Annotated in this window: 4 protein-coding genes; all 4 read left to right on the top strand. The window is 49.2% G+C overall.

The genetic code is table 11. The annotated features are described in order from the left end of the window. Positions 1-255 precede the first annotated feature (255 nt). Entirely contained in the window at positions 256-750 is a 495-nt protein-coding gene (locus KDK15_RS09000) for an Arm DNA-binding domain-containing protein (RefSeq protein WP_257295020.1), read from the top strand. Beyond that, positions 653-1,300 (top strand): hypothetical protein, encoded by a 648-nt coding sequence (locus tag KDK15_RS08995; protein ID WP_257295019.1) that lies wholly within the window; start codon positions 653-655, stop codon positions 1,298-1,300. Before KDK15_RS09000 ends, KDK15_RS08995 begins: the two co-directional genes overlap by 98 nt. Positions 1,301-1,567: 267 nt before the next feature. Next, positions 1,568-2,863, top strand: a complete 1,296-nt coding sequence (locus KDK15_RS08990) for an ATP/GTP-binding protein (RefSeq protein WP_257295018.1) — start codon at positions 1,568-1,570, stop codon at positions 2,861-2,863. A gap of 2 nt (positions 2,864-2,865) precedes the next feature. Next, complete coding sequence (locus KDK15_RS08985; RefSeq protein WP_257295017.1) at positions 2,866-3,552, top strand: RloB family protein; 687 nt, start codon at positions 2,866-2,868, stop codon at positions 3,550-3,552. The last annotated feature ends 166 nt before the right edge of the window (positions 3,553-3,718 follow it).

Genomic DNA, 3,718 nt, shown 5'->3' with positions numbered 1-3,718 from the left:
TTGCTGTGTATGGTGCCGGCACCAAGAGTCGAACTCGGGACCCACTGATTACAAGGCATCTATAACTGCTTCCCATAGCCATCCGTAAAATCCCACCACCCTGCTCTACACCCCTTGTTTCACGGGCTCTGTAGAAGATCGCATTCCCATAAGCTACCATAAGAATTTGCTTCATCCCACGCGAAACGGGGACTAAATTGAGCTTAGTCCCCACTTCCAAAAATCGAATAAATAGAACCATGGTTGGAGTTATTGATGCCACAGTACTCACCCACCCAGATTGAGAACATGACCATTGATGGCAAGAAGAAAAGCAAGATCAGTGAGCCGGTCGGGGGTAAAGGTGAAGGGACGCTTGTCTTTAAACAGCAAAAGAGTGATGTTGAGGCCTATTACCGGTATCGGGATAACGGCGAAGACACCACGCTATTTATTGGCCGCTACAGCCGGTTGGGTAAAACCGGCCTGAAGCTGAATGAGATACGGGATAAAGCAAGGGAGTATGCTCGCTTAAGACGGGAAATAGCGCCGGTTGATCTTAAGGATCATCTCAAGTTTGAAGAGGCCCGGCGGCTACAGGAAATGGAAGAACAAAAGCGTCAGGCCGCAATTGAAGCAAGCCACGGCACACTGGAAGACCTCTGCGCCTTATATGCAGCCAGTCTACACCGCCGAAAGGCATCGTCAGCAAGGGATGTTGTATGGCCTGCTGCTGAGGTTCTGCTTTGTTTGTTTTGGCAATCGTCCTGAACAGCTTAATGGTATCAAGTGGTCCGACATTGATTTTACCAAACAAACATTAATGTTTGTGGATACCAAAGGTAAAAACGCAATCCCAAAGAAACGCGTTATCCCGCTCGCAAACAGAGCAATGGCCATACTGGAGCAGGCTCAGCGGATATCAGGCTGCTTTGATGGCCCCTTTATTATTACCGGTGGATCACCCATCGATATTCGTAACCTTGGCCGCTTTGTGGGTGCCTATAACGACTGGCTGCAAGATCATGCAATGGCGGAAGGCAAGCAGCCTCCGGAACGCTTTACCGCAAAAGACCTGCGCCGCACAGCTACCCGCCTGTTCACCGACTGCCGTGTACTCAAAGAACATCGCTACCTGCTGCAAAGCAGGGAAGATGGCAGTGTCGAGTCCAAACACTACGACCACGATGACAGGCTGCCAGAAAAGCGGGATGTCGCCAAAATCTACGACGATTACCTGAGCAGAATCATTGAAGGCACGGCTAATGAGGAACCAGACAATGTTATTCAGTTCAAGGCAACGGTGCCCTCCATTGCATAAACCCTTTAACTGAGTTTATCCATACACGGGGAAATGGTTCTCGATAATGAGGATCACCCCGTGAGAACAGCATCTTCAGACTATATGTCTGCTTCTTTTGTTATCCAACCCAAAAAGTATCAAACCAACCGCTCAAAACCATTTTAACCGAAAAATAATACAATTATTGACGAAATCAAATATTAAAATGGATTAAATTCCAGATAGATCTATAATTTAATCATAATATGCTGTATTTGCCTCACTAACCTGATAACAGAGGCCGTTATGTTAATTGAATTCTCGACCACAAACTTCCGCTCCTACCGTGAAAGGCAAACCCTGAGCATGGTCAGGGGAAAATTAAAAGATGACGATAAACTGGATACCCACAGCTTTCCGTTCCCTGATAAAGCCAACATGGCCTTGCTCCGCTCTGCAGCTATTTATGGGGCCAATGCCTCCGGCAAGAGCAACCTGATCCGTGCCCTGGACACCATGCAACAAGTCGTGGTTGAGTCCGCAGGCTGGCAGCGGGGAAAGGAGCTGCCAATGGAGCCTTACTTACTGTCCACGCAGGCAGCTCAGGAGCCATGCGAATTTGAAGCCTCCTTTTATGTCAGCGGTGTCCGCTTTCAATACGGCTTCTCAGCGACCAGCGAGCGGGTTATGGAGGAATGGCTTTATGCCTACCCCACTAGCCGGGCACAGAGCTGGATCGAACGCGCCTGGGACGAAGGCAGCCAATCCTACCAATGGGGCCGCATGGAGGCCTTGAAAGGCCAGAAGAAACTGTGGAGGGACAGCACCCGGGATAATGCCTTATTACTTTCTACTGCCGTGCAGCTCAACTGCGAGCAGCTTCAACCGGTGTTTGACTGGTTCGAGAATACGTTAAAAATAGTCGGTATTGGTGGTTTTAATCCCGGCTTTTCAGCCAGCCTGTGTGAAAAGGCTGCTCAAAGAAAAGACATTGTCCAATTTCTCAAATCAGCAGACCTGAACATTACTGACATCAAGGTTAAACCCAGAAAAATCAGTGTCAATGACTTACCGGACGACATGCCGGGTGATATGAAGCAATCCCTCCTTCAGAAGTTGGAAACCGAAGAGTTTGTCGACATCCAAATCATCCATGCAGGGGAAAACGGTTCTTCAGTTGCATTACCACTTAAAAGTGAGTCCGATGGTACCCAAAAATTATTCGCCTATGCAGGCCCTTGGCTGGATGTACTGAACGAAGGCAGCGTCCTCTTTATTGACGAACTGCACGATAACCTCCATCCACTAATTGTCCGGATGCTGGTCGGCCTGTTCCATAACAGCCAGACCAACCCGAAAAATGCCCAGCTTATGTTTACCACTCACGAAACCTCAATCCTCAGTCAGGAAGTGTTCCGTAGAGATCAGGTCTGGTTCGCGTCTCAAGAGGGGGCACAGGGTACACACCTAACCCCCCTTTCTGATTTCAAGGTACGCAAGGGCGCGGAGGATATTGAGCGTTACTATCTGGATGGCCGATACGGTGCCGTACCCTACCTGCGGCACTTTTATGCAGATGTCTCTGTGGCCATGGGGAATTGATTGTGGCAGACCAGTTGTTCAAAAAGCGTAGAGCAAAAAAAGCAGCAGAGCTTTCCCGACAGCAAGCTAAACGGGAGTCTTATGACAAGGTTCTGATTGTCTGTGAAGGTACCAAGGCCGAGCCCAACTACCTGAATGAAATCAAGGACGAACTAAAGCTATCAACCGCTAACGTATCCATCGCCCCTTCACCCGGTTCTGACCCGCTCAGCGTTGTTGAGCATGCAGAGGCTCTGGTCAATCAACAGTCCCGCCAGAAGCATCAGGACAACTACGACCGGGTCTTCTGCGTGTTCGATAAAGATGAACATGAGCAGCATGGCAACCGCTACAGCAAAGCCCTGAACAAAATCAGTCAGATCAAGGTTAAGGGTGTTACCTTTGCTACCATTACCTCTAACCCCTGCTTTGAAGTCTGGCCGGTTCTCCACTTCGAACCACGAACAGCACCATTCTTGCCCTCCGGCAAGAGAACCGCAGCCCAGGAACTCGTTCACCACCTTAGCCAGTACCTCCCGGGCTATGAAAAAGGCAGGCAGGGCCTCTACAGCCAGATTAAAGGACAAACCAAACAGGCTATCACCTTTGCCAAGCGACTTGAGCAACAAAACCAGAAAAGCGGCAGCGATAACCCCACCACCGAGATACATGTACTGGTCGAGTACCTTTACCAACTGAAAAACCGCTGATTGATGCGTTATGTCACCTGTCAGGCTCTACTAAACGACATCCTCTGTTTTTCCTGATAGAGGTTTACGATTCAACTCGCTACAATCTTCCCTTTTCTTACCACCGTACCCCATAGAATTTCAGACAACCGGTTGGTTGCTCCCACGGAACGCAAGGAGTTGATCC

The sequence above is a fragment of the Endozoicomonas sp. YOMI1 genome, from assembly GCF_024606345.1.
Lineage (GTDB): Bacteria > Pseudomonadota > Gammaproteobacteria > Pseudomonadales > Endozoicomonadaceae > Endozoicomonas.
The sequence above is the reverse complement of the archived record's forward strand: the minus strand, read 5'-3'. Positions and strand labels throughout refer to the sequence as shown.